The 25,962-nt window shown below is 55.2% G+C and carries 23 protein-coding genes and 3 tRNA genes; 4 read left to right on the top strand and 22 right to left on the bottom strand.

Translation table 11 applies throughout. The annotated features are described in order from the left end of the window. Positions 1–40: 40 nt before the first annotated feature. Genes AC6I8W_RS06410 through zitB form a run of 3 tightly spaced genes read left to right on the top strand, consistent with a single transcriptional unit; the run spans position 41 to position 4,609 of the window. Positions 41–625, top strand: a complete 585-nt coding sequence (locus AC6I8W_RS06410) for a response regulator (RefSeq protein ID WP_497837429.1) — start codon at positions 41–43, stop codon at positions 623–625. After that, positions 607–3,681: an ATP-binding protein gene (locus AC6I8W_RS06405; protein WP_497837428.1), complete on the top strand. Its 3,075-nt coding sequence runs from the start codon at positions 607–609 to the stop codon at positions 3,679–3,681. The genes AC6I8W_RS06410 and AC6I8W_RS06405 overlap by 19 nt, the downstream gene beginning before the upstream one ends. Then, the gene (zitB, locus tag AC6I8W_RS06400; RefSeq protein ID WP_497837427.1) at positions 3,650–4,609 is read left to right on the top strand and encodes a CDF family zinc transporter ZitB; all 960 of its coding nucleotides are present in this window, start codon (positions 3,650–3,652) and stop codon (positions 4,607–4,609) included. The genes AC6I8W_RS06405 and zitB overlap by 32 nt, the downstream gene beginning before the upstream one ends. On the opposite strand, the gene pnuC is transcribed toward zitB, so the two are convergent. The 3 genes from pnuC to AC6I8W_RS06385 all read right to left on the bottom strand — a co-directional run bounded on the left by pnuC (position 4,606) and on the right by AC6I8W_RS06385 (position 7,059). Beyond that, on the bottom strand, positions 4,606–5,325 hold the full coding sequence (gene pnuC / locus AC6I8W_RS06395) for a nicotinamide riboside transporter PnuC (protein WP_497837426.1): 720 nt from the start codon (positions 5,323–5,325) through the stop codon (positions 4,606–4,608). The two genes, zitB and pnuC, sit on opposite strands and share 4 nt — an antisense overlap. 30 nt (positions 5,326–5,355) lie before the next feature. Then, entirely contained in the window at positions 5,356–6,417 is a 1,062-nt protein-coding gene (gene nadA, locus AC6I8W_RS06390) for a quinolinate synthase NadA (protein WP_497837425.1), read from the bottom strand. A 156-nt stretch (positions 6,418–6,573) separates the two neighbouring features. Further along, entirely contained in the window at positions 6,574–7,059 is a 486-nt protein-coding gene (locus AC6I8W_RS06385) for a methylated-DNA--[protein]-cysteine S-methyltransferase (protein ID WP_497837424.1), read from the bottom strand. 158 nt (positions 7,060–7,217) lie between these two features. On the opposite strand from AC6I8W_RS06385, the gene AC6I8W_RS06380 reads away from it, so the two are divergent. Then, entirely contained in the window at positions 7,218–8,693 is a 1,476-nt protein-coding gene (locus tag AC6I8W_RS06380; protein ID WP_497838119.1) for an AlkA N-terminal domain-containing protein, read from the top strand. Positions 8,694–8,768: 75 nt separating this feature from the next. Here the strand turns inward: AC6I8W_RS06380 and AC6I8W_RS06375 are convergent. The 19 genes from AC6I8W_RS06375 to AC6I8W_RS06285 form a co-directional block, all read right to left on the bottom strand. Further along, positions 8,769–8,844: transfer RNA gene (locus tag AC6I8W_RS06375), tRNA-Lys, on the bottom strand. A gap of 33 nt (positions 8,845–8,877) precedes the next feature. Continuing rightward, positions 8,878–8,953: transfer RNA gene (locus AC6I8W_RS06370), tRNA-Lys, on the bottom strand. A 53-nt stretch (positions 8,954–9,006) separates the two neighbouring features. Then, positions 9,007–9,082 (bottom strand) — tRNA-Lys (locus tag AC6I8W_RS06365). Positions 9,083–9,248: 166 nt separating this feature from the next. Then, on the bottom strand, positions 9,249–10,055 hold the full coding sequence (gene cpoB / locus AC6I8W_RS06360; RefSeq protein WP_497837423.1) for a cell division protein CpoB: 807 nt from the start codon (positions 10,053–10,055) through the stop codon (positions 9,249–9,251). A gap of 9 nt (positions 10,056–10,064) precedes the next feature. Continuing rightward, on the bottom strand, positions 10,065–10,577 hold the full coding sequence (gene pal / locus AC6I8W_RS06355) for a peptidoglycan-associated lipoprotein Pal (protein WP_497837422.1): 513 nt from the start codon (positions 10,575–10,577) through the stop codon (positions 10,065–10,067). A gap of 64 nt (positions 10,578–10,641) precedes the next feature. Beyond that, positions 10,642–11,937, bottom strand: coding sequence for a Tol-Pal system beta propeller repeat protein TolB (gene tolB / locus AC6I8W_RS06350; protein ID WP_497837421.1), 1,296 nt, complete (start codon positions 11,935–11,937; stop codon positions 10,642–10,644). Positions 11,938–12,053: 116 nt separating this feature from the next. Further along, positions 12,054–13,292 (bottom strand): cell envelope integrity protein TolA, encoded by a 1,239-nt coding sequence (gene tolA, locus AC6I8W_RS06345; RefSeq protein ID WP_497837420.1) that lies wholly within the window; start codon positions 13,290–13,292, stop codon positions 12,054–12,056. A 25-nt stretch (positions 13,293–13,317) separates the two neighbouring features. Beyond that, positions 13,318–13,746 (bottom strand): colicin uptake protein TolR, encoded by a 429-nt coding sequence (gene tolR, locus AC6I8W_RS06340; protein ID WP_013508310.1) that lies wholly within the window; start codon positions 13,744–13,746, stop codon positions 13,318–13,320. 13 nt (positions 13,747–13,759) lie between these two features. Next, positions 13,760–14,446 (bottom strand): Tol-Pal system protein TolQ, encoded by a 687-nt coding sequence (gene tolQ / locus AC6I8W_RS06335; RefSeq protein WP_480369466.1) that lies wholly within the window; start codon positions 14,444–14,446, stop codon positions 13,760–13,762. Further along, entirely contained in the window at positions 14,443–14,865 is a 423-nt protein-coding gene (ybgC, locus tag AC6I8W_RS06330; RefSeq protein ID WP_480369464.1) for a tol-pal system-associated acyl-CoA thioesterase, read from the bottom strand. The genes tolQ and ybgC overlap by 4 nt, the downstream gene beginning before the upstream one ends. A gap of 190 nt (positions 14,866–15,055) precedes the next feature. Next, complete coding sequence (gene ybgE, locus AC6I8W_RS06325) at positions 15,056–15,349, bottom strand: cyd operon protein YbgE (RefSeq protein ID WP_497837419.1); 294 nt, start codon at positions 15,347–15,349, stop codon at positions 15,056–15,058. Then, on the bottom strand, positions 15,349–15,462 hold the full coding sequence (cydX, locus tag AC6I8W_RS06320; RefSeq protein ID WP_013508306.1) for a cytochrome bd-I oxidase subunit CydX: 114 nt from the start codon (positions 15,460–15,462) through the stop codon (positions 15,349–15,351). Before cydX ends, ybgE begins: the two co-directional genes overlap by 1 nt. A 15-nt stretch (positions 15,463–15,477) precedes the next feature. Continuing rightward, positions 15,478–16,617, bottom strand: coding sequence for a cytochrome d ubiquinol oxidase subunit II (gene cydB / locus AC6I8W_RS06315; protein ID WP_497837418.1), 1,140 nt, complete (start codon positions 16,615–16,617; stop codon positions 15,478–15,480). Positions 16,618–16,628: 11 nt separating this feature from the next. Then, complete coding sequence (cydA, locus tag AC6I8W_RS06310) at positions 16,629–18,200, bottom strand: cytochrome ubiquinol oxidase subunit I (RefSeq protein WP_497837417.1); 1,572 nt, start codon at positions 18,198–18,200, stop codon at positions 16,629–16,631. A gap of 664 nt (positions 18,201–18,864) precedes the next feature. Continuing rightward, positions 18,865–19,740, bottom strand: a complete 876-nt coding sequence (gene sucD / locus AC6I8W_RS06305; RefSeq protein ID WP_021182416.1) for a succinate--CoA ligase subunit alpha — start codon at positions 19,738–19,740, stop codon at positions 18,865–18,867. Next, positions 19,740–20,906 carry an ADP-forming succinate--CoA ligase subunit beta gene (gene sucC, locus AC6I8W_RS06300; protein WP_013508302.1) on the bottom strand — a complete coding sequence of 389 codons (1,167 nt, stop codon included), beginning with the start codon at positions 20,904–20,906 and terminating at the stop codon, positions 19,740–19,742. The genes sucD and sucC overlap by 1 nt, the downstream gene beginning before the upstream one ends. 73 nt (positions 20,907–20,979) lie before the next feature. Further along, positions 20,980–22,206 (bottom strand): 2-oxoglutarate dehydrogenase complex dihydrolipoyllysine-residue succinyltransferase, encoded by a 1,227-nt coding sequence (gene odhB / locus AC6I8W_RS06295; RefSeq protein ID WP_497837416.1) that lies wholly within the window; start codon positions 22,204–22,206, stop codon positions 20,980–20,982. A 15-nt stretch (positions 22,207–22,221) separates the two neighbouring features. Further along, positions 22,222–25,029 carry a 2-oxoglutarate dehydrogenase E1 component gene (gene sucA / locus AC6I8W_RS06290; protein WP_497837415.1) on the bottom strand — a complete coding sequence of 936 codons (2,808 nt, stop codon included), beginning with the start codon at positions 25,027–25,029 and terminating at the stop codon, positions 22,222–22,224. 204 nt (positions 25,030–25,233) lie between these two features. Further along, positions 25,234–25,950 (bottom strand): succinate dehydrogenase iron-sulfur subunit, encoded by a 717-nt coding sequence (locus AC6I8W_RS06285; RefSeq protein WP_013508299.1) that lies wholly within the window; start codon positions 25,948–25,950, stop codon positions 25,234–25,236. Positions 25,951–25,962 lie beyond the last annotated feature (12 nt).

The following is a 25,962-nucleotide window of genomic DNA, read 5'->3' as shown; positions in this document are numbered from 1 at the left end:
TTCCGTTATGCTGAAACAACGAAAACAACAGGACAGGATTATGGCTGCGCTGCTGCTTATAGATGATCACCCGTTAGTTGAAGTCGCGCTAAGCGCTGCCTGCGTCAACTCCCCGATTCCGTTGCAACTGTTCGCCGCCGGTGATGAAGCACAGGCACGCCAGCTACTGCAACAGCACGCTGTCGACCTGGTCATCCTCGATATTGGCTTGCCGGACAGCGACGGGTTGGAACTGCTGCGTCGACTGCGGGTACATCATCCTGACTGCCCGGTGCTGATCTATTCGGCAGAGCAAAGCCGCCATACCCTGCTTCGTGCCGCCTCGCTGGGTGCCGCCGGTTATGTGGTAAAAAGTCAGAGCATGGCGCAATTGCTGAGCGCGATTCTCGCGGTGCTGGGCGGCCAACAAGCATTCCCGGCCCTGCCGGAACGCATTGATTTACCACTGACTGAAAAAGAGCAGCAGATTGTCGCCCTGCTGGCACGCGGCCTGTCGAATTTGCAGATTGCTGAACAGTTGCATATCAGCAACAAAACCGTCAGTACTCATAAGAAGAACATCCTGGAGAAGACCGGGGTGCAATCGGTAGTTGAACTGGCTGAATTGTGGAAGGCACATCAGTGAAGCGTCTGCTTCTGCTGTTGGTCTGGTTTTTCAGCACCCTGGCGCAGGCCGATTTACAGCCTGCCAGCAGCGTGATGCTGCCTTCAATGATGCCTGCGCCGCACAGCACGCCGTGGTCAGCCTCTCCGCTGCGCGTGGCGCTACTGGCGCAGAATAGCGCGCCCTGGGCAATGCGCATCGGCGATCAGATCTGGGGCATTGATGCCGATTATCTGAGTGCGCTCAGTCAGCTCACCGGCAGCCACTTCGTATTACAAACCTATCCCGATCGTGACCAACAGTTGGCCGCGCTGGCACACGGTGAGGTCGATCTGGTGCTGAGTACTGACCACGCTTCCCTATCGCCTGACCTTCTCTTAAGCGACAGTTGGTACACCAGTCCGGTGCGTATCTACCGTAACCGCGAAAATCAACGCGCCGTGATGTTCAATAGTCACGATGCGCAACTTACCGTGGCGCAATCGACGCTGGCACAGCTCCCGGACGATTTCGTGCGTGCGCACCGCTGGTATGGCTTACCCGGCGATCTTCAGGCGCTGTATGCGTTGCTCAACCAGCAAAGCGATTATCTGGTAGCCGATGAGACCAGCGCCGGATTTCTGCTCAGTCAGTTGCAGCAGGGACAAATCTACCAAATCACTGCCAACCCTGGCGCCGGGGATCTCACCCTGCGGGCAATGGCGCGCGATCCTGCCTTGATCCAATGGCTCAATCAGCAGCTACGCCTGCTGCCTGCCGAGTTCAGCAACCGGGTTCAGCAGCGCTGGAGTCCCCCGCTGCTGCGCTATCAGGATACACAGACGCTGATGCTTTCTGCGACCGAGCAGCAGTGGCTGGCGCAGCATCGACAAATCCCTTACGCCGCTGAGGCTGATAACGCCCCCTGGAGTTATCGTGACGCCAGCGGCAATGCGCGCGGTTTTGCCATCGATTTACTCAACGCACTCAGTCAAAGCACCGGTTTGCGCTTTACGCCGCACTGGGTAGCAAATCCGCAGCAGGCCGCGTCGCTGCTGCAACAACAGCAGGTGATGCTTAGCGTGTTACCCACACTGGACGGCACCACCACCCTGCCGGTGTGGCGTGCCATCTGGGGCATTTACACCCTGTCGACGCGCCAGCCCATGAACTGGCAGGCGTTGCAGGGACAGCGCGTGGGTATCTTGCGTGACGACCTCGCACAACGCATGTTGCCGGGTGGGATTAACGTCGCGGTTTTTGACGATCGCGCCCAGCTGTGGCAAGCGTTGAATAACGGGCAGATCGATGCGCTGGTGGATAATGTGCTGTCGGCCCGCTGGCGTATCGCCAGCCACTATGGCGATCGTATGCATCTGGCGTTCGCCGCCAGTGATATCGCCTGGCCGCTGGCCCCGCAAATCAGCGATCAACAACCGGTGCTGCGCGCGCTAATGGATCGCGCATTACAGCAGATTCCGCCAGAAACCCTGAACCAGATGCGGGATAACTGGTCAGTGCCACCGCAGCCAGGTACCACCATGACGATGCGCAATGTGCCGTTGCTGGTGCTGATCGCTGCCGGGATCGCCATTCTGCTGCTGCTGGTGCTACTGGTACGTCGCTATCTGCAACAGCGACGCGAACGTCTGCAACGCGAACAGGCCGAGCGGGCCAACGCCGCGAAAAGTCAGTTTCTCGCCACCGCCAGCCATGAGCTGCGTACGCCGATGCAGGCGATTCTCGGTCTGCTGGAGTTGGAGCAGCAGCAACATCCCAGCGCCCGGCTTGAGCTGATGCACAGCAGCGCACGCTCGCTGATGGCGTTGCTGAATGATTTACAGGACCACGCGCGTATCGAAAACCACAGCTTCCGCCTGGCACCACATCCGCTCAATTTGTCACGCTGGCTACAACAACAGCAGCAGTTTTATCATCCGTTAATGCGTGATGCCGGTCCACAACTGGTGGTGGAAGCACTGACCGCGCTACCCGGCACCGTATTGCTGGATGGCGATCGCCTGCAACAGGTGGTGAATAATCTGGTAGCGAATGCACTGAAATTTACCCGTCAGGGCGATATCCGCCTGACGCTGGCGGTCAATGACGCCATCGTGCTGGTGGTGGCCGACTGCGGCAGCGGCATTCCGCAGGCGGAGCAAGCGCAGCTATTCGAACCCTGGTATCAGGCACCGTCGGGTAAGGCCCATGCCGTTCAGGGTAGTGGTCTTGGCTTATTTATCTGCCGGGAGATTGTGCAACGCATGGGGGGTAATCTGACGCTCACCTCTGCGCCGGGTACAGGCACCCGCGTTGAAGTCACGCTGCCCCTCCAGCTTGCCGACAGCCAGAGCGAAAGTGCCCCTGCCGCCTGGCCGCATTATCCGCAGTTACGCGTGGCGATAGTCGACGACCATCCCACCAACTTGCTGGTGATGCAGCAACAGTTGGCGCTATTTGCTATCCACGCCGAGGTGTTTGATGAAGGGCGTGCACTCCTGCGCGCCGATGCCCGTCAACCCTTCGACCTGTTGTTTATCGACCAGATGATGCCACATCCCAACGGTCTCACGCTGCTGAGGATTTTGCGCCGCCGCCAACGGCAACGCGGCGATAACGCCTTGCGCGTGATCTGTTCTGCTGATGCACAGCTGGTCAAATTAACGCTACAACTCAATGAGGCGCTGCTGGTAAAACCGATCACCTTGAGCGATCTTGCGCCCCTGCTGGCGCGTGCAAGTCTGGACCCGCTGAGGCCGCTGTCCAACAGCCTGCTTATCCTCGCACAGCATAACGAAAGCATGATTCCACGCATTTGCCAGACGTTGCAACGCACGATGATACAGGACCGTGACACCCTGCTGGCCGCCAGCGCAGCGCAGGAATGGCCAGCATTGGCACGCGCCGCACATCGGATGAAAGGTAGCTGGCTATTGCTGGGGATGGATGAGATCGCCTCCCAGTGCCAGCAGTTGGCAGAAGCGGCAAAACAGCAACGGCTGGAACCAGAGCAACTTAATTTGCTGATATCATTAACGAACAGGTTACTGAAACAACTGGAAAGTTATGGCACACACCCATTCTCACAACACGCCTGACGGCAACCGCACCCGCCTGACGGCGGCGTTTGGCATCACCGCCCTGTTTATGTTGGTGGAAGCGATTGGCGGTTGGATCTCAGGCTCGCTGGCACTGCTGGCAGATGCCGGTCATATGCTCACCGATACCGCAGCATTATTGATGGCGTTGCTGGCGGTACAGTTTTCACAGCGCAAACCGAATGCGCGTCATACCTTTGGCTTGTTGCGACTGACCACGCTGGCCGCCTTTGTCAACGCGATTGCCTTATTGGTGATCACCGTGATGATTGTCTGGGAAGCGTTACGTCGCTTTTATCAACCACAACCGGTCGCCGGTGGCCTGATGCTGGCGATTGGTGTGGCCGGTTTGCTGGCAAATTTGCTCTCCTTCTGGCTACTGCATCATGGTAGCGAGGAGAAGAACCTCAACGTGCGCGCTGCCGCCCTGCATGTACTGGGTGATTTGCTGGGTTCAGTGGGGGCCATTGTCGCGGCAGTGATCATCATGTTCACCGGTTGGACGCCGATCGATCCGATTTTGTCGCTGCTGGTTTCGCTGCTGGTGGTGCGCAGCGCCTGGTCACTGTTGCGTGAGAGTTTGCACGAACTGCTGGAGGGGGCACCGGGCAATATCAATGTTGATAAGCTGAAACGCGAGCTGACGCTCAATATCGCTGAAGTGCGTAATGTCCACCATGTGCATTTATGGCAGGTCGGCGAGAAACCCGTGTTGACGCTACATGTGCAGGTGATTCCGCCTTACGATCATGACGCGCTGCTGGTGCGCATTCATCGCTACCTGCACCAACATTATCAGATCGCCCACGCCACAGTGCAGATGGAATACCAGCCCTGTAGCGGGCCGGATTGTGAACTGTGCCTGGACTCGGGTAATGCGCAGCATGACCATCATCACCATGAAGGCCATGTGCATCAACATCATTAAGAGGAGAGCGCATGCGAGCCATGTTCGCGTGCGCTTTTGATCCACAAACGGGAACCGTTCAGCGCGATCAGTGTCAGGATCGCGTACTCCAGCGACATGGCATAGACGCCCTGGCGGGCAAAAATCATCACGCTGATGACATTGATTACCACCCACAGCAGCCAGTTCTCCACGTATTTACGCGTCATCAGAATCATCGCCACAATCGACAACACCATCATGCAGGAGTCCCAGAACGGGAAAGCATCCGGTTGTAACTGCGGCATCACCACCTGCAAACCCAGCCCCTGCATAATCCCTACCGCGCTGCGCGTCAGGAAAGCAAACACCGGGTCGATCCAGAAGGTCATTAGCGCGATGGCAATCACGCACACCGCGCCCCACCCCAGCGCCTTTGGCAATGGCAGCCAGCGGATTTTCAGTTCCGCTTCCTGCGCCGCATTTTGCCGACTCCAGGCATACCAGCCATAGACATTGGCGACAAAGAAAAACAGTTGCAGCAGCAGACTGGCGTACAGCTGGATCTGGAAGAAAATCACCGCAAACAGGGTGACGTTGATCAGGCCGAAGAAGTAATTGATGATTTTTTCCTGACTGGCCAGCCAGATACACAGCAAGCCAGCCACGGTGCCGACCGCTTCGATCCACGAGAGATCGTAGCCGCCGACGCCGAGAGGAATATGAACCAGAATGTTTTGCGTGCTAAAGAAATCCATAACGGGCACCTGTCTGAAAGGTGCAGCGCGTCAGGCGTTCCCTTTCACCTTGAGTTTAAGTTCCGCTGCAAAGGATAGCATGCGGTTAAGCGGCAGCAACGCCGCCTCGCGCAATTGATCATCGACGTGGATTTCATGCTCACGGCCCCCCTGTGACAATCCTTCAGCAATCGCTTTCAGGCCGTTCATCGCCATCCACGGGCAATGCGCACAACTGCGACAGGTAGCCCCTTCTCCTGCGGTCGGTGCTTCCAGCAGCTCTTTTTCCGGCACCGCCTGCTGCATTTTGTAGAAGATGCCGCGGTCAGTGGCGACAATCATCTGCGGATGCGGCAAACTTTTCGCTGCCTGAATCAGCTGGCTGGTGGAACCGACCGCATCGGCCAGCTCTACTATCGCCTGAGGCGATTCCGGGTGGACCAGCACCGCCGCATCAGGATAGAGCGCCTTCATGCGTTGCAGCGCCTGGGTTTTGAATTCATCGTGCACGATACAGGCACCCTGCCAGCACAACACATCCGCGCCGGTTTTCTGCGTGACATAGCGCCCCAGATGACGATCCGGTGCCCAGATAATTTTCTCACCGAGGCTGTCGAGATGTTCAATCAGTTCAACCGCGATACTGGAGGTCACGACCCAATCGGCACGCGCTTTGACCGCTGCGGAGGTGTTGGCATACACCACCACAGTGCGATCCGGGTGTGCATCGCAAAAGCGGTTAAACTCATCAATCGGGCAGCCGAGATCGAGCGAGCACTCCGCCTGCAAAGTGGGCATCAGCACGGTTTTTTCCGGGCTGAGGATTTTCGCGGTTTCACCCATAAAACGCACCCCGGCCACCAGTAAGGTGGAAGCCGGGTGGGTGCTGCCAAAGCGCGCCATTTCCAGTGAGTCCGCCACACAGCCGCCGGTGGCTTCCGCCAGCGCCTGAATTTCCGGATCGGTGTAATAATGCGCCACCATCACCGCATCACGCTCTTTTAGTAACCGTTTGATTTCTTCGATATAAAACGATTTTTCATCCAGACTAAGACGCGCTGGTTTTGGCGGGAAGGGGTAGATCGCGCTTTCAGGATCGAACATCAGGCTCATAACACGGCTCTCGGTTTTCTTAATTTAACAAAATCGCCTAGCCGGGCGATTAAATGGCATGAAATCCACCATCGTGTTTTATATGCTAAACAAGATAGCGGATCTCACCGAGGGTGTCGTGTTTTTTTTACCCAAACCTGACCGGCTGTGATGCTGTTAGTGTTTCGGCATCCCTTCCAGCTCCAGCAGGAAGGCTTTTACTGGCAGCCCACCAGCAAATCCGGTCAGTTTGCCGTTGCTGCCGATCACCCGATGGCAGGGTGCCACGATCGACAGGGGGTTCTTACCGTTGGCCGCGCCGACGGCACGTACCGCTTTCGGATTACCAATTTGTTCAGCAATCTGACGATAGCTGCGGGTTTCACCAAACGGGATGGTGATCAGCGCCTGCCAGACTTTTTTCTGAAACTCAGTGCCGACGGTGTCATAGGGTAGGTCAAACTGCTGGCGTTGTCCGGCGAAGTATTCGCGTAGCTGACGTTCGGTTTCACATAAGATGGGATGCAGGTCATCACGGCTGATTGGCTTGAGCGGTACACGTTGTGACCCTTCGTTCTCCCACAGAATCGCCGACAGTCCTTTATTGCTGGCAATTAAGGTGAGATCGCCCACGGGGGTAGCGATAATTTTTGCATGATACATAGTGCGCCTCCGGCTTGATATCTGTGGCGCATTATCGCACTTTTATCGCGATAAACTGGCTGTTTTCGGTCATGCAGTTAAACTGGTTAGCTGTCCGAAAGCAGCGAGTTTTAGTCGTCAAGCTGCGCGAGGATGCGGTTTATTTGCTGGAGACGATGATGTTTGATCCCGATATTGCTTACCAGGCGCTGACATCGCGCGACAGCCGCTTTGACGGCTTGTTTTTTGTCGGTGTGACCTCAACCGGCATCTATTGCCGACCTATCTGCCCGGTAAAAGCGCCGATGCAAAAAAATTGCCTGTTCTTTGCCAGCGCTGAAGCCGCAGAGAAAGCCCATTTTCGCCCCTGCCTGCGTTGCCGTCCAGAGTTGGCCCCCGGCTTTGCCCCGGTTGATAGCCACCATCGCATCGCCGATCGGCTGATCCGCCGTATTGAAGAAGGCTTGCTGGAGGAGCAGGAAACGCTGGCGGAGATTGCCAGCGAGTTTGGTTTAAGCGAGCGCCAGCTGCGCCGCGTAGTGCAGCAGGAACTGGGTGTATCACCGATTGAGTTACGTCAAACCCGACGCATGTTGCTGGCGAAGCAGCTGTTAACCGAAACCTCCCTGCCAGTAACAGAAATCGCCTATGCCAGCGGTTTTAATAGTCTGCGTCGCTTTAACGATGTGTTCCAGGCTCGCTATCGTATGACCCCATCCCGATTGCGTAAGCAGTCTTCTCCTTCGCCGGTAACACCGTTGCAGGAGAGCGCAGAACTCCGCCTGAGTTATCGCCCGCCTTATGACTGGGAAGCGATACTCGATTTTCTGCAACAACGCGTGATGAAGGAGGTGGAATGGGTATCAGGGGGCATTTATCACCGTACCGTGGCGCTGGGCGACTGCCAGGGTTGGGTGCGTGTCAGTCACTATCCCGAGAAGCAGTCGCTGAAGGTGCAGTTCACCACCAGCCTGACGCCAGTGTTGCCAGCCCTGCTGCGCCGCCTGCGCGATTTGTTTGATTTGGATGCGCAACCGCAGCGGATTGCTGACCAGTTAGCGCAGGACCCGTTGCTGGCCCCGAGTCTGGCGAAGTATCCCGGTCTGCGTGTTCCGGGCGCGTTTGATGGCTTTGAATTGGGCGTGCGAGCGATTCTCGGCCAACAGGTGACGGTAAAAGCGGCGACGACGCTGAGTAGCCGCGTGGCGCAACGTTTCGGCGAGCCAATGGCGACCCCCTGGCCTGAGCTATCGCGCCTTTCGCCCACAGCAGAAACCCTGGCAGCAGCCACCCAGGATGATATCGCCAGCCTCGGGATTGTCAGCGCACGCTCACAGGCGATCCTCGCACTGGCTCAGGCTTGTGCCTCCGGCGCATTACGCTTTAATGGCGCGGTAAATCCAGACAGGGTGCAACAACAATTGCTGGCGTTGAAAGGTATCGGGCCATGGACCGCCAGCTATATCGCGATGCGAGCGCTGCGCTGGCCGGATGCGTTTCCCAAAGAAGATATCGCGATTCGTAATAATCTTGGCGGGGTGAGTGCGAAAGACGCCGAGTTGCTGTCGCAGGTGTGGCGTCCGTGGCGCAGTTATGCGGTGCTGCATATCTGGCGTAGCGGCGCGATTTATCGCGCAAATAAGCAAGATACGTAACGGCCAGAAAAGAGAGCGATAAATCCGTAAACCCGAAAAAGCAAAAAGGCGCCTTTAGGGCGCCTTTCTACATATTGGTGGGTCGTGCAGGATTCGAACCTGCGACCAATTGATTAAAAGTCAACTGCTCTACCAACTGAGCTAACGACCCGCTCGATGAGGGCTTACAACCAGAGTGACCAGATGGTGGGTCGTGCAGGATTCGAACCTGCGACCAATTGATTAAAAGTCAACTGCTCTACCAACTGAGCTAACGACCCATCGTGGTTGTGAAGCAAACTGAAGAAAACACTGAACCGACTGGAGGTTGAGATGGTGGGTCGTGCAGGATTCGAACCTGCGACCAATTGATTAAAAGTCAACTGCTCTACCAACTGAGCTAACGACCCATCTTCAGTGCTGCCGATACTTATTAAGATATGTCCCGGCAACGGCGGCATATATTACTGATTTAGCGGGGTAGCGCAACCCTTATTTTCCAGCAAATCACTCAATTGCTTACCTTTCATGCGGCCAGACCAGAAATCACACGAAATCCGGTCTGTGCTGCACAAATTACAACCCGGCGAGACGTTTCTGCGCCAGCTTTGCCGACTCGCTGTTCGGGAATTGTTTGATCACTTGCTGGTAGACCGCTTTGGCTTTCGCCGTATCGTTCTTCTCCTGCATGATCACCCCAACCTTAAACAACGCTTCTGGCGCTTTCGGCGATTTCGGGTAGTTTTTTACCACAGTGGCAAAATAATAGGCCGCATCGTCCTTCTTGCCCTTGTTGTAAAACAACTGCCCCAGCCAGTAATTAGCATTAGGCTGATAGGTAGAATCAGGATAACGCTTCACCCATGCCTGCAACGCAGTAATGGCCTGGTCATACTGTTTCTTCTCCAGAATCAGCGCCACAGCGGCATTGTAGTCGCTGTTCGCATCACCGCTTTGCGTCGGTGCTGCTGCTGCGCTATCACTGCTACCTGCGGCGGTTGCAGCACCTGCTTCAGCACCACTGGCTGCCGCCGCTGCATCACCACCACCGCTGGCCTGAGCGCCGTTATTCCCGCTACTCAAACTGTCAATCTGCTGGTAGATCTGCTTCTGGCGCTCAATCACCTGATTAAGCTGATAGGTGTTCTGCTGAATTTGCCCGCGCAGCGAATCGATATCGCTTTGGTTGTCACTCATCTGCTGCTGCAACTGCTGCAGAAGCTGAGCCTGGGCATTGGAGATACGTTCAAGAGTGGTGACACGGTCTTCGACCGAGCCTGAGCCAACGCTACTGATTGACGCCTGGGCATTAGCGGCCCAGGGGGCCGCTACACCAACCAGTAACGACAGACTCAACAGATGAAGTCTGAAGTTACTCATCATGTGATTATCTTAGTAAACCAGAACGGCACGACGGTTTTTAGCGTAAGCCGCTTCGTCGTGACCCAGTACTGCCGGCTTCTCTTTACCGTAAGAAACGATAGACATCTGATCAGCTGACACGCCTTTACCTTGCAGGTACATTTTCACTGCGCTTGCACGACGCTCGCCCAGGGCGATGTTGTATTCCGGCGTACCGCGCTCATCCGCATGACCTTCGATGGTCACTTTGTAAGACGGGTTGCTACGCAGGAAAGCAGCGTGCTGATCCAGCATCTGAGCGTACTCAGACTGCACGTCGTACTTGTCCAGGCCGAAGTAAACGATGTTGTTCTGCTGCAGCTGCTGCATCTGCAAACGTGCCTGCTCGTCAGAAGACATGTTACCGTTCTGGCCAGAACCGTAAGCACCATCAGCACCCATACCAGTCTGGTCGTTGTTGTTGTTTTTGTGAGAGCTACATGCAGCCACTGCGATAACCGGCAGAGCCAGCATCAAACCCTTCAGCACTTTGTTCAGTTGCATTTCTTTATCCTATTATATTGTTTGCCATACATATCATCCCCCACCTCAGCAGGGGATTGATGCATCACAGATACGGCGACCAGGCAGGCGATTTTACCTGTCCATCAGTTGCCGGAAGACGCGCTTTGAAACGCCCATCGGTTGAAACCAACTGCAACACGGAACCCATCCCCTGAGTAGAGCTATAGATTACCATCGTGCCGTTAGGAGCCAGACTTGGCGTCTCATCCAGGAACGTGTCCGTTAACGTTTGAACGGCTCCCGTTTCCAGATCCTGTTTGGCGACGTGCTGAGCGCCACCGGCGCTGCTAATCATCACCATTGTTTTACCGTCGGTAGACACATCCGCATCCTGGTTCTGCGAACCTTCCCAGGTAATACGTTGTGGCGCACCGCCGTTAATGCCAATTTTGTAGATCTGAGGCGCACCCGCCTGATCAGAGGTGTAAGCCAGTGTCTGGCTATCCGGGAACCAGGTCGGTTCGGTGCTGTTGTAGCGGCCATCTGTAATCTGACGAATCTGACCAGAACCCAAGTCCATCACATACAGGTTCAGACTACCGGTTTTAGATAGCGCAAACGCCAGTTTAGATCCATCCGGCGAGAAGGCCGGTGCACCGTTATGACGCGGGAAAGAAGCCACCTGACGGATTGCGCCGTTAGCCAGCGTCTGAATCACCAGCGCAGATTTACCGCTTTCAAAGGTCACGTAAGCCACTTTGCTGCCGTCTGGTGACCAGGTCGGCGACATCAGCGGCTCTGGCGAACGATGTACCACAAACTGGTTGTAACCATCGTAATCGGAGACACGCAGTTCATACGGGAACTGACCACCATTGGTCTGCACCACATAGGCGATACGGGTACGGAACGCACCTTTAATACCGGTCAGCTTCTCAAACACTTCGTCACTGGCAGTATGTGCGGCATAACGCAGCCACTGCTTCGTCACTTTGTAAGAGTTCTGCGCCAGCACCGTACCCGGTGCACCACCGGTATCAACCAGCTGGTAAGCGATCTGGTAGCTGCCATCAGCGTTCGGCGTGACCTGACCGACCACCACAGCGTCGATGCCAAGCGCACTCCAGGCGGCAGGCTGAACCTGCTGCGCGCTGGTCGGCTGCTGCGGCAGACGTGAGCGGTCCAGCGGATTGAATTTACCGCTGTTGCGCAAGTCAGCCGCGACGATGCCACCAATATCTTCTGGTGCAGCGCCCGGACCGGCCCACTGGAATGGAACCACACCAATAGGACGCGCGGTATTCACGCCCTGCGTAATTTCAATGCGTACTTCTGCGTGCAGCATGGCCGCCCACAGCAGTACAAAAAAACCTAAGGTTACACGAAGTGCCTGCTTCATCTTCTCTCCCTTATCTGAACCTGAGTTCATGATAATTCGCACTGTTCCTGAAAAAACACGGGTACTCATAGAGTACGGCAAGCTAACCTTAGTTCAACCTGCCGAACGTTACTGCATTATTCCGGTTTGAAACGCATTGGTGCGTTTTTGAACACTTCATACACCGCCTGGGTAGGTGGCTTCGGCAAGTGAGCCTGTTTCGCCGCCGAGACCGCCGCCTGACACAATGCAGGATCGCCGCCCTCGGCTTTCACATCAATCAGCAAGCCATCTGGAGCGAGCTTGATGCGCAGATTACACTCTTTACCTTTGTATGAATCGGCATCATAGAAACGGCTCTGAATCGCTGCCACAACCTGGCCCATGTAGGAGTTAATTTCCGCTCCTGAAGCGCCGGCTTTCTTCTGATTACCTTGTCCAGCCGCTGCCCCACCAGCGGAAGCGTTACCACTTTTCGGCGCATTCTTACCGGATGAGAGACCACCCAGCAGATCGTCAACAGCGTTTTCATTCTTCGCGGCTTCGGCGGCGGCTTTCTTCTTCGCGTCAGCCGCTGCTTTGGCTTTCGCCGCTGCATCTGCCTTGGCTTTCGCTGCCGCTTCAGCTTTCTCTTTCGCCTCAGCAGCTGCCGTCGCTTTTGCTTCTTCAGCCGCTTTCTCTTTGGCTTCCTGCGCCGCTTTCGCCTTAGCATCTGCCGCGGCCTGCGCTTTGGCTTCCGCATCCGCCTTGGCTTTTGCCTGGGCCGCTGCTTTCGCTTCCTGCGCCGCTTTCTCTTTCGCCGCTTCGGCTGCTGCCGCTTTCGCTTCTTGCTCAGCCTGTTTCTTCGCTTCAGCTGCGGCTTTCGCCTGAGCTTCTGCCGCCGCTTTTGCCTGTGCATCGGCCTGCGCTTTGGCATCGGCTTTGGCTTTCGCCGCCGCCGCTTCAGCCGCTTTTTGTTCTTCCTGCGCCTGCTTCGCCGCCGCTTCGGCCGCTTTCTGCTGCTCGGCCTGCTGTTTCGCCTGCTCTTTGGCTTCTTGCTGCGCCTGCAAACGCTCTTTCTCCAGCTCTTTCAGACGCTGTTGTTCGGCGGCCTGCTTCTGTTGTAATTCTTCTGCCTGCTGCTGCGCCTGTTTCTCGCGCTGCTGCTCAGCACGCTTGCTATCGCTTTGTTGATTCTGCTGGCGATTGTATTGATCGACCACGGCACCGGGATCGACCATCACCGCGTCGATATCACTACCGCCGCCACCGCCGCTGGATTCGATTTTTTCGTTAAACGAGCTCCAAATCAGCAAGGCGATCAACACGATGTGCAGAATCACCGAAATGATTATCGCGCGTTTTAACTTCTCGTTTTGCTCGGTTGCCTTCGACACTCTCGGTTCCCAAAAACGGTTCGCTTTAAATCGGCTGTGTCATCAAACCGACAGATTTCACGCCAGCCTGGTGCAGCAGGTTAAGCGCCTTGATGATTTCGTCGTAAGGCACGTCTTTCGCACCACCGATCAGAAAGACAGTCTTCGGATTGGCTTCCAGTCGACGCTGCGCTTCGCTCACCACTTGCTCAGGAGGCAACTGGTTCATACGATCGTGATCCACCACCAGGCTGTACTGCCCTACCCCGGAAACTTCGACAATCACCGGCGGGTTATCATCGCTGGAGACCGTTTTCGAATCGGTTGCATCCGGCAGATCCACTTCCACGCTTTGGGTAATGATCGGCGCCGTCGCCATAAAAATCAGCAACAGCACCAGCAGCACGTCCAGGAGTGGAACGATGTTGATTTCCGACTTAAGATCGCGGCGTCCGCGACCACGGGTTCTGGCCATCGTTTACCTCGACTTACTTCGTATTGTCGGTGGAGAAAGCCTGACGATGCAGGATAGCCGTGAACTCTTCCATAAAGTTGTCGTAACCCTGCTCCAGCTTATTCACGCGCTGGTTCAGACGGTTATACGCCATAACCGCCGGAATCGCGGCAAACAGACCAATTGCGGTCGCGATCAGCGCTTCGGCGATACCCGGCGCAACCATCTGCAAAGTAGCCTGCTTCACCGCACCGAGGGCGATAAAGGCGTGCATAATCCCCCACACCGTACCAAACAGACCGATATAAGGACTGATGGAACCCACGGTGCCAAGGAAAGGAATGTGGTTTTCCAGTGCTTCCAGTTCACGGTTCATCGAGATACGCATCGCACGGCTGGCACCTTCGACCACGGCCTCCGGCGCGTGGCTGTTGGCACGATGCAGGCGCGCGAACTCTTTAAAACCAGAGTAGAAAATTTGCTCTGAGCCGCTCAGTTCATCACGACGACCCTGGCTCTCCTGATACAGACGAGACAGCTCGATACCTGACCAGAATTTATCTTCAAACGCTTCGGCTTCGCGCCCGGCAGCATTCAGAATGCGGGTGCGCTGGATAATGATTGCCCAAGAGGCAATGGAAAAGCCGATCAAAATCAACATGATAAGTTTGACCAGAAGGCTCGCCTTCAGGAACAAATCAAGAATATTCATGTCAGTCACTGCTTGAACTCCGCGACAATAGACTTGGGAAGCGCAATCGGCTTCATTAGATGTGGGTTGATGCAGGCAATCAGGACTTCTGCTTCATTGAGTACTTTGCCTTCGGTATTCACGATACGTTGCGAGAACGTCATGGTCGCTCGCGTCATTGAGGTCACTTCGCTCTGGATTTCCAGAAGATCGTCAAGACGTGCTGCCACCAGATAGTCCACCGTCATACGCCGCACCACAAAACAAATCTGCTGTTCCAGCAGCGTCTGTTGATTGAAATGGTGCTGGCGCAGCATCTCGGTACGTGCTCGTTCATAAAAAGCGATATAGCTGGCATGGTAAACCACACCACCAGCGTCGGTGTCTTCGTAATAGACCCGAACCGGCCAGCGAAACAGCGTTGTACTCACTCTACATCCCGGTATCATTTTAAACGTTGCTACTATACGCAAGTGAGATCAGCTTGGGAATGGCCCGCTGACGCCGCGAGAAAATAATTATCACACGGTAACAATCGGAAGGATTTTTGGCAGATTTCTTGACCAGGCGCTGACATAAACTCACATCAGCGCCTGAAATTTCTACATAAAAAGGACAATATTCGTCCTGATTGTGGACCTAACGGTAAAACCAGATAATGCCCGCGACCAATACGATCATAGCCGGTAACGGTGTGAACACTATCTGCCAACGCAAGCGCCGTGGGCGAAACCCCGTCCCATGAACCACGCCGGTACATACCGCCCAAATCACGACCAGCCCATGCCAGACCGAGAGTGCGCTGGTCTTCGCCGCGAAGCGCGACGGATCCCAGAATACACAACCCGCCAGCCATAAGGCCAGCAACAGTGAAAGGGCCCGTAACGGGCCCTTATCCATCAGACGATACAGTGTCTGAAACAATCCGCGCATCAGGCTTTATCACCCTTTGCTGCGGCTTCTTCCGCACGCTCCAGCGCCAGTGCTGCAATCACACCGAACGAACAAGCCAGCAGGGTGCCAAGTATCCAGGCAAAATACCACATGCTCTTTCTCCTTAATCAGTACAGGGAGTGCGTATTGCTCTCAATGTGTTCTTTGGTGATACGACCATACATTTTGTAGTAACACCAGGTGGTGTACAGCAGAATGAGAGGTACAAATACGATGGCTGCAAAGGTCATGATTTTCAGCGTCAGTGCACTCGAGGTCGCATCCCACATCGTCAGGCTGGTGCCCGGCACGGTGCTGGACGGCATGATGAACGGGAACATTGCAATGCCAACCGTCATAATCACACCTGCCAGGGTCAATGAAGAGAAGATAAACGCCCAGGCCCCCTTCTCCGCACGTGAACACAGGATGGTCAGCAGCGGCATCAGCACACCCAATAACGGGAAGATCCACAGGATCGGTGTCTGCTGGAAGTTCACCAGCCAGGCACCGGCTTCGCGGACCACATCTTTACCCAGCGGGTTAGAGGCCGCATGGTGATCGATAACGCTTTTCACCACATAACCATCAATACCGTATTTCACCCACACACCGGCAAGAATGAAGCACACCATCATGACTAACGCGGCAATTTGCGCAATCGAACGGGAACGGACATGCAGTTCTCCGGTGGTACGCATTTGCAGATAGGTTGCGCCCTGTGCCAGGAACATCGCCACACTGATCACGCCCGCCAGCAGACCAAACGGATTCAGCAGTTGGAAGAAGTTACCGGTATAGAACAGGCGCAGATATTCGTCAGCGTGGAACGGCACACCCTGCAACAAGTTGCCGAATGCGACGCCAATCACCAACGGCGGCACAAAGCTGCCGATAAAAATGCCCCAGTCCCACATGCCACGCCAGCGCATATCTTCAATCTTGGAACGGTAATCAAAACCGACCGGACGGAAGAACAGAGACGACAACACCAGGATCATCGCGACGTAGAAGCCGGAAAACGCGGCGGCGTACACCATCGGCCAGGCAGCAAACAGCGCGCCACCGGCGGTGATTAACCACACCTGGTTACCGTCCCAGTGCGGAGCAATGGTGTTAATCATCACGCGACGTTCGGTATCGGTGCGGCCCATAATACGGACCAGCATCCCTACCCCCATGTCGAAGCCTTCGGTGACGGCAAACCCAACCAGCAGAATGCCGATCAGCAGCCACCAGATAAATCGCAACACTTCATAATCAAACATGGTAGCTCTCCTTATCCACGCGCCGGTTGAGTCGATGCGCCAATCTGCTCATGATGGTAGCGGCCAGTTTTCAGGCTGCTCGGACCAAGGCGGGCAAATTTGAACATCAGATACATTTCCGCCACCAGGAACAGGGTGTACAGGCCGCAAATCAGAATCATAGAGAACAGCACATCACCGGTAGTCAGTGACGAGTTTGCCACTGCCGTCGGCAGCACCTCACCCACCGCCCAGGGTTGACGACCATACTCGGCGACAAACCAACCTGATTCGATGGCGATCCAGGGCAGCGGGATACCGTACAGGGCCGCTTTAAGCAGCCACGGCCACTTGCCGATGCGATTGCGGATCACGCTCAGGAACGACAGCGCAATGATTGCCAGCAACAGCACGCCACACAGCACCATGATGCGGAAGGCGAAGTAGAGCGGCGCGACGCGCGGGATTGAGTCTGCCGTTGCTTTCTGGATCTGCGCTTCGGTGGCGTTAGCTACGTCCGGGGTATAACGCTTCAGCAGCAAGCCATAGCCGAGATCCTGTTTGCTTTGCTCAAAGGCGCTACGCACCGCCGGATCTTTACTACCGGCACGCAGTTCGTTCAGTAACGCATAAGCTTTCATACCGTTACGAATACGCACTTCATGCTGCGCCAGCAACTCTTTCAGGCCGGTTACCGGGGTATCGACCGAACGGGTGGCTATCAAACCGAGTAGATAAGGAATCTGGATCGCATATCTGTTTTGCTGCGCATCCTGATCAGGAATACCGAACAAGGTAAAGGAGGCCGGAGCCGGTTGGGTTTCCCATTCCGCTTCGATGGCGGCCAGTTTGGTTTTCTGCACATCGCCCATTTCATAACCGGATTCATCACCCAGCACGATAACGGAGAGCACCGCAGCCATACCGAAGCTGGCCGCAATGGCAAAGGAACGTTTAGCGAAAGCGATGTCACGCCCTTTCAACAGATACCAGGAGCTGATACCAAGGATAAACATCGCCCCTGCGGTATAACCGGCTGCCACGGTATGCACAAATTTCACCTGCGCTACCGGGTTGAGTACCAGTTCGGAGAAGCTCACCATCTCCATACGCATGGTTTCGAAGTTGAACTCAGAGGCAATCGGGTTTTGCATCCAGCCATTCGCCACGAGGATCCACAGCGCAGACATGTTCGAACCCAGAGCCACCAGCCAGGTCACCGTCAGGTGTTGTACCTTACCGAGGCGATCCCAGCCGAAGAAGAACAGGCCGACAAAGGTGGATTCAAGGAAGAACGCCATCAGGCCTTCAATGGCCAGCGGCGCACCAAAGATATCGCCGACGTAGTGTGAGTAATAAGACCAGTTGGTCCCGAACTGGAATTCCATGGTCAGGCCGGTAGCCACACCCAGGGCAAAGTTGATACCAAACAACTTGCCCCAGAATTTGGTCATATCTTTATAAATCTGTTTTCCCGTCAGGACGTATACGGTTTCCATGATCGCCAACAGAAACGCCATACCCAGCGTTAATGGCACGAACAGGAAATGGTACATCGCCGTCAGAGCAAACTGTAAACGCGACAGCTCGACAATATCTAACATGATGACTCCTTGCTCCTCGCATGAACTCTTTCTGCGGGCGACAACGGTAAAAGACAGACATTGACGTGCAGAATAAGAGTCAGGAACGACTGATTATTGATTCCAGTTTTGTTGTGTTACCGACAGAACAGAGAAATCTGCTGCCCGAAGTGAGCGAGTAACTGTGATGAAAATGCCCTGAAAACTCATCGCAACAATCGGTTTCTGACAGGCGAGCGTACGGAGGCGACAGAATTGATGTAACAACGCCTGGCACAAACTCCTGAAAAAACACGGAAATGATTGAATTGATGTAGCGCAATTTATACCTTTTGCGCTGCGCTTTGCCAGCGGTAAAGTTTGTTATATCTCAGCATTTATTGATCTGAGATAACGCACAAAATTTCCAGATATGTATTCTGGGGTAAGTTGTTAATTAGTTGTCATGAGACGATGACGTAATTAAGAAAATAATTACCTTTGCCATAAAAATTTAACGAAGCGGCGGGTAAGACTTTCTTAATTTTCAAACAGAACGCCTTCGAGTTTGCCCTTCTTTACCTTTCTGACAAAGTAAGCATAGACGGCAATTTTGACTACGCAGGATTTTTCCCCACTTTTTCAGTGGCTACAGGCATAAAAAAAGCCACCCGCAGGTGGCTTGGTGCTTTTGCAGCTAAAAACTTTACTTAGCAGGCAGTACAGCTTTTACGGCATCACCGATGTCAGCCAGGCTGCGCACGGTTTTCACGCCAGCGGCTTCCAGCGCAGCGAACTTCTCATCCGCCGTACCTTTACCGCCAGCGATAATCGCACCGGCGTGGCCCATACGTTTGCCCTTCGGCGCAGTCACACCGGCGATATAACCAACAACCGGCTTGGTCACATGCTCTTTAATGTAGGCTGCGGCTTCTTCTTCAGCGCTACCACCGATCTCACCGATCATCACGATCGCTTCGGTCTGCGGGTCTTCCTGGAACATTTTCAGGATGTCGATGAAGTTAGAGCCTGGGATCGGGTCACCACCGATACCGACACAAGTAGATTGGCCGTAACCAATGTCAGTCGTCTGCTTAACCGCTTCATAGGTCAGAGTGCCTGAACGCGACACGATGCCCACGCGGCCCGGCAGGTGAATGTGGCCCGGCATGATACCGATCTTACATTCGCCAGGGGTGATCACACCTGGGCAGTTCGGGCCGATCATGCGCACGCCAGCTTCATCCAGCTTCACTTTCACGGTCAACATATCCAGCGTCGGGATACCTTCAGTGATGGTGATGATCAGTTTGATACCGGCATCGATCGCTTCCAGGATACCGTCTTTACAGAACGGAGCCGGAACGTAGATCACGGTAGCCGTTGCGCCAGTGGCTTCAACTGCCTCACGCACGGTGTTGAACACCGGCAGACCGAGATGGGTGGTGCCGCCTTTGCCCGGCGTCACACCGCCAACCAGCTGCGTACCATAGGCCAGCGCCTGCTCAGAGTGGAAAGTCCCCTGGCCACCGGTGAAACCCTGGCAAATGACTTTGGTGTTTTTGTCGATCAGAATGGACATTATTTACCCTCCGCAGCAGCAACAACACGCTGTGCCGCGTCTGTCAGGCTGGTTGCTGCAATGATGTTCAGACCGCTGTCCGCCAGTTTCTTAGCGCCCAGCTCGGCGTTGTTACCTTCCAGACGTACCACTACCGGTACGTTGACACCCACTTCCGCCACTGCACCGATGATGCCGTCTGCGATCAGGTCGCAACGCACGATGCCGCCGAAGATGTTAACGAATACAGCTTTAACTGCATCGTCAGACAGGATGATTTTGAAGGCTTCAGTGACGCGCTCTTTGGTTGCGCCGCCGCCGACATCAAGGAAGTTTGCAGGCTGTCCACCGTGGTGTTTCACGATGTCCATAGTACCCATCGCCAGACCGGCGCCGTTGACCATACAGCCAATGTTGCCTTCCAGTGCGACGTAGTTCAGTTCCCACTGAGTCGCATGCGCTTCACGCGGGTCTTCCTGGCTCGGGTCACGCATTTCACGCAGTTCCGGCTGACGGAACAGGGCGTTGCCATCGGCACCCAGTTTGCCATCGAGGCACACCAGATCGCCCTGCTTGGTAACGACCAGCGGGTTGATCTCCACCAGCGCCAGATCGCGCTCAAGGAACATGGTCGCCAGACCCATAAAGATTTTGGTGAACTGGCTGACTTGCTTACCAGTCAGGCCCAGTTTGAACGCCAGCTCGCGGCCCTGATACGGCTGCGGACCCGCTAACGGATCAAGCGCCATTTTGTGGATCAGGTGCGGGGTCTCTTCCGCCACTTTCTCGATCTCAACACCACCTTCGGTCGAGGCCATAAAGACCACGCGACGGCTGGCACGGTCAACTACCGCACCCAGATAGAGTTCCTGATCAATGTCAGTTGCGGCTTCCACCAGAATCTGGTTTACCGGCTGGCCTTCGGCGTCAGTTTGATAGGTCACCAGACGTTTGCCCAGCCAGTGTTCAGCAAAGGCGCGGATCTCTTCTTTGCTCTTAACCACTTTCACACCGCCCGCTTTACCGCGGCCACCGGCATGAACCTGACATTTCACTACCCACGGGCCTGCGCCAATTTTTGAGGCGGCTTCTTCTGCTTCACGTGGCGTAGTACAGGCGTAGCCAGTCGGTGCCGGCATACCATACCGTGCAAACAGCTGTTTCGCCTGGTATTCGTGTAAGTTCATGATGTTCTATCCATTCAGGTCTGAAAAGACTAATGAGTGTTGGGCGCGCCCTTAAGAACGCGCCCGGTGAAAATTAGACGTCCAGCAGCAGACGCGCCGGATCTTCCAGCATCTCTTTCACGGCCACCAGATAGCCGACAGACTCGCGGCCATCGATCAGACGGTGATCGTAAGAAAGCGCCAGATACATCATTGGCAGCACCACAACCTGACCATTCACCGCCATCGGACGATCTTTGATAGCGTGCATACCCAGGATCGCACTCTGCGGTGGGTTAATGATCGGCGTGGACATCAGCGAACCGAACACACCACCGTTGGTGATGGTGAAGTTACCGCCGGTCAGTTCTTCCACGGTCAGCTTGCCGTCACGGCCTTTTACCGCCAGCTCTTTAATTTTCTTCTCGATGTCAGCCATGCTCAGCGCATCAACATCTTTCAGCACTGGCGTTACCAGACCACGCGGCGTTGACACCGCGATGCTGACGTCGAAATAGTTGTGGTACACCACGTCTTCACCGTCGATAGACGCGTTCACTTCCGGGAAGCGTTTCAGCGCCTCAACCACGGCTTTGATGTAGAAGGACATAAAGCCCAAACGCACACCATGACGCTTCTCGAAGGCATCGCCGTACTGCTTACGCAGATCCATGATCGGCTTCATGTTGACTTCGTTGAAGGTGGTCAGCATCGCGGTGCTGTTCTTGGCTTCCAGCAGACGCTCAGCCACACGCTTACGCAGACGCGTCATCGGCACGCGCTTCTCGCTGCGATTAGCAATCGCCGTCGGCGCAGCGGCAGCAGCAGCAGGCTGCGCAGCCGGGGCTGCTTTCGCTTCCGTTTTCTTCGCCAGATGTTTTTCTACATCTTCACGCGTGAGTCGACCACCCACACCGCTGCCTTTGATCTGGCTGGCGTCGAGCTCGTGCTCCGCGATCAGGCGACGAATCGCCGGGCTGAGTGCGTCGTTGCTCTCTTCTTCCAGAGACGCAGTCTGACGCTGTGCTGGCGTTGACTCCTTGCTCTCCACTTTCGCGGTAGTCTCTTTCCCGCTGCTGTTGCCTTCTTTCAGACGGCCGAGGATCTGGCGCGAAGTGACGGTTGCGCCTTCATCTTCCAGCACCGCATCCAGAACGCCATCGGCTGAAGCGGGCACTTCCAGTACCACTTTGTCGGTTTCAATTTCGACAATCACTTCATCGCGACTGACCGCGTCGCCGGGTTTTTTATGCCAGGTTGCTACCGTTGCGTCCGCTACGGATTCAGGCAAATCGGGAACGAGAATATCTACACTACTCATTATCTTTCCTTTTTATTAACCAAGGTTCAGCGCGTCGTTAACCAGGTCTTGCTGCTGTTTTTGATGTACGGACATGTAGCCCACGGCCGGTGAAGCCGAAGCCGGACGGCCTGCATAACGCAGTGACGCACCAAACGGAATCACTTCGCGGAAATGATGCTGACTGCAGTACCATGCGCCCTGATTCAGTGGCTCTTCCTGACACCAGACAAAATCCTGCACATGGGAATAGACTTTTAATGCTTCCTGTACCGCTTTGTGCGGGAACGGATACAACTGCTCAATACGAATAATCGCGACGTCGTTCTTCTCATTCTTACGACGTTGTTCCAGCAGGTCGTAATAAACCTTACCAGAACACATCACGACGCGTTTTACCTGTTTCGCATCAAGGGCATCTACCTCGCCAATTGCCGGTTGGAAGCTGCCGTTCGCCAGTTCATCGAGGGTGGAAATCGCCAGCGGATGACGCAGCAGCGACTTCGGTGACATCACGATCAACGGACGACGCATGCCACGCAGTGCCTGACGACGCAGCATATGATAAACCTGCGCTGGCGTAGACGGCACACACACCTGCATGTTCTGCTCAGCGCAGAGTTGCAGATAGCGCTCCAGACGGGCGGAGGAGTGCTCCGGACCTTGTCCTTCGTAGCCGTGTGGCAGCAGCATCACCAGGCCACACATCCGGCCCCATTTCTGCTCGCCAGAACTGATGAACTGGTCAATCACCACCTGCGCACCGTTGGCGAAGTCACCGAACTGCGCTTCCCAGATGGTCAGCACGCGCGGTTCTGCGGTGGCATAACCGTATTCGAACGCCAGAACCGCTTCTTCGGACAACACGGAGTCCCAGACTTTGAACTGGCCCTGACCGTGATGAATATGGTGCAGCGGCGTATAGGTCGAACCGTTCGCCTGGTTGTGCACCACCGCATGGCGATGGAAGAAAGTGCCACGCCCGGAGTCTTCACCTGACAGACGCACCGGAATCCCCTCATCCACCAGCGTGGCGTAAGCGAGGTTTTCCGCGCCGCCCCAGTCAAAGGCTTTGTTGCCTTCGGCCATCTCTTTACGATCGTTATAAATCTTGGCAACACGCGCCTGGACTTCAACCGCTTCCGGCACCTGGCTGATACGACGCGCCAGTTCCTGCAAACGTTTCATCTCCACAGTAGCCGGGTAGCTCTCATCCCAGTCGTGGTTGAGATACGGCGACCAGGTGAAAGAATGCAGGCTCATCGGACGCCATTCCGGCACCACGCATTCACCGGCATCCAGTGCGTCGCGGTACAGGTTCACCATCTCGGTGGCATCTTCCAGCTTGGCGATACCATCGGCTTCCAGACGGTCAGCGTAGATTTTACGCGGCGTCGGATGCTTTTTGATTTTATGGTACATCAGTGGCTGAGTGGCACTCGGCTCATCGGCTTCGTTATGACCATGACGGCGATAGCACACCAGGTCGATAAACACATCACGTTTGAAGGTGTTGCGATAGTCGAGCGCCAGACGGGTCACAAAGGCAACCGCTTCCGGGTCATCCGCGTTAACATGGAAAATCGGTGCCTGCACCATTTTACCGATGTCAGTACAGTATGGCGTAGAACGGGCATCCAGCGGGTTCGAGGTGGTGAAGCCTACCTGGTTGTTGATCACGATGCGAACCGTACCGCCCACCTCGTAACCACGCGCCTGCGACATGTTCAGGGTTTCCTGCACCACGCCCTGCCCTGTCACGGCGGCATCACCGTGAATGGTGATTGGCAGCACTTTATTGCTGCTCGGTTCCGCCAGACGATCGAGGCGCGCACGTACCGACCCCATCACCACCGGGCTAACAATTTCGAGGTGTGACGGGTTAAACGCCAGTGCCAGGTGCACCAGGCCGCCTTCGGTTTCCACGTCTGACGAGAAGCCCATGTGGTACTTCACGTCACCGGTGCCGAGATGCTCTTTATGCTTACCGGAGAATTCGTCGAACAGATCCTGCGGCTTTTTACCCAGCACGTTGATCAGGACGTTCAGGCGACCGCGGTGCGCCATACCCAGCACCACTTCACGCGTGCCGCTCTTACCGGCATGGCGGATCATCTCACGCAGCATCGGAACCAGTGCATCGCCGCCTTCCAGCGAGAAGCGTTTTGCACCAGGGAATTTAGCGCCGAGGTATTTTTCCAGCCCTTCTGCCGCGGTCAGCTCTTTCAGGAAACCTTTTTTCTCGTCAGCACTGAATGTCGCGTGGCCTACCACCGATTCGATACGTTGTTGAATCCAGCGTTTTTCGTCGGTGTTGGTGATGTGCATATACTCGGCACCAATGGAGCCGCAGTAGGTCTGCTTCAGCGCTTCATAGAGATCGGCCAGCTTCATGGTCTCTTTGCCGATAGCAAAAGAACCTACGTTAAAGCTTTCCTGAAAATCGGCGTCGGTCAGGTCGTGATAAACCGGGTCGAGATCCGGTACGGCGTCCTGTTTCCACAGGCCGAGCGGATCAAGGTTAGCGTGCTGGTGTCCGCGAAAGCGGAAGGCGTTGATCAGCTGCAGCACCTTAACCTGTTTAGAGTTGGCGGCCGGATCAGTGACTGTGGAAGTGTAACGCGTTGCGTCTTTAGCCAGGCGGCGGAAGTAATCGCGCGTGGTGGAGTGAAACTGCTCAGGTTTCACGCCGGTGCCAGGCAGCTGTTGGAACATGTCGCGCCACACTGCATCAACAGAGTCAGGATCGGTCAGGAAATCCTCATAGAGTTGCTCTATGTAAGATTGGTTCGCGCCGGCCAGCCAGGAGGAGTCCAGCCAGGGCTTCATCGCGCTGTTCTGCATTGTGATCCCTTAAGCATTAGTATGCTTTTTTTGAGGTTTCATTGTTGCCGCTTTCGCGGCTTGCCGTAGTGAGTTCAGCGATACGAGCCCTTGCGCTATCGGCGCCCGACTCGTAAGGGAACCTTTATAAGCGTGGTGTTAACCGCGCTTATAAAGGCTTCCGTAAACTGCCGGGAACCTGAGGTTCCCGGCAGTGGTACGTTTTTACGCTCCGCGATGCAGCAGCATCGACTTAATATGACCGATGGCGCGCGTCGGGTTTAGTCCTTTCGGGCACACGCTCACACAGTTCATGATGCTGTGACAGCGGAATACACTGAAAGCATCGTTCAGATTATCCAGACGCGCATCCGTTTCCGTATCGCGGCTGTCAATCAGGAAGCGGTAAGCGGCCAGCAAACCGGCCGGGCCAATGAATTTGTCCGGGTTCCACCAGAACGACGGACACGAGGTGGAGCAGCAGGCGCAGAGGATACACTCGTACAGGCCATCGAGATGCTCACGATCCGCCGGGCTTTGCAGATGCTCACGCGCCGGTGGATTTTCCCCGTTATTCAACAGGTAAGGCTTAATCTTCTCATATTGTGCGTAGAATTGCCCCATATCCACCACCAGATCGCGGATCACAGGCAAACCTGGCAGCGGACGGATAACAATTTTCTTGCTGCCATTACCCAGTGCCGAGACCGGTGTGATACAGGCCAGGCCGTTTTTGCCGTTCATGTTCAGGCCATCGGAGCCACACACACCTTCACGGCAGGAACGACGAAAAGCCAGCGTCGGATCTTTTTCTTTCAGCTTGATCAGCGCGTCCAGCAGCATCATATCGCGACCGTCTTCCGCTTCCAGGCTGTACTCCTGCATGCGCGGTGCGTCATCCACTTCCGGGTTGTAACGATAGATTGAAAATTCGAGTCTCATGATGATCTCCGC

Source organism: Pantoea sp. X-Soil-TKNS-1211, assembly GCF_059730495.1.
This window is presented reverse-complemented; position numbering and strand designations above follow the sequence as displayed.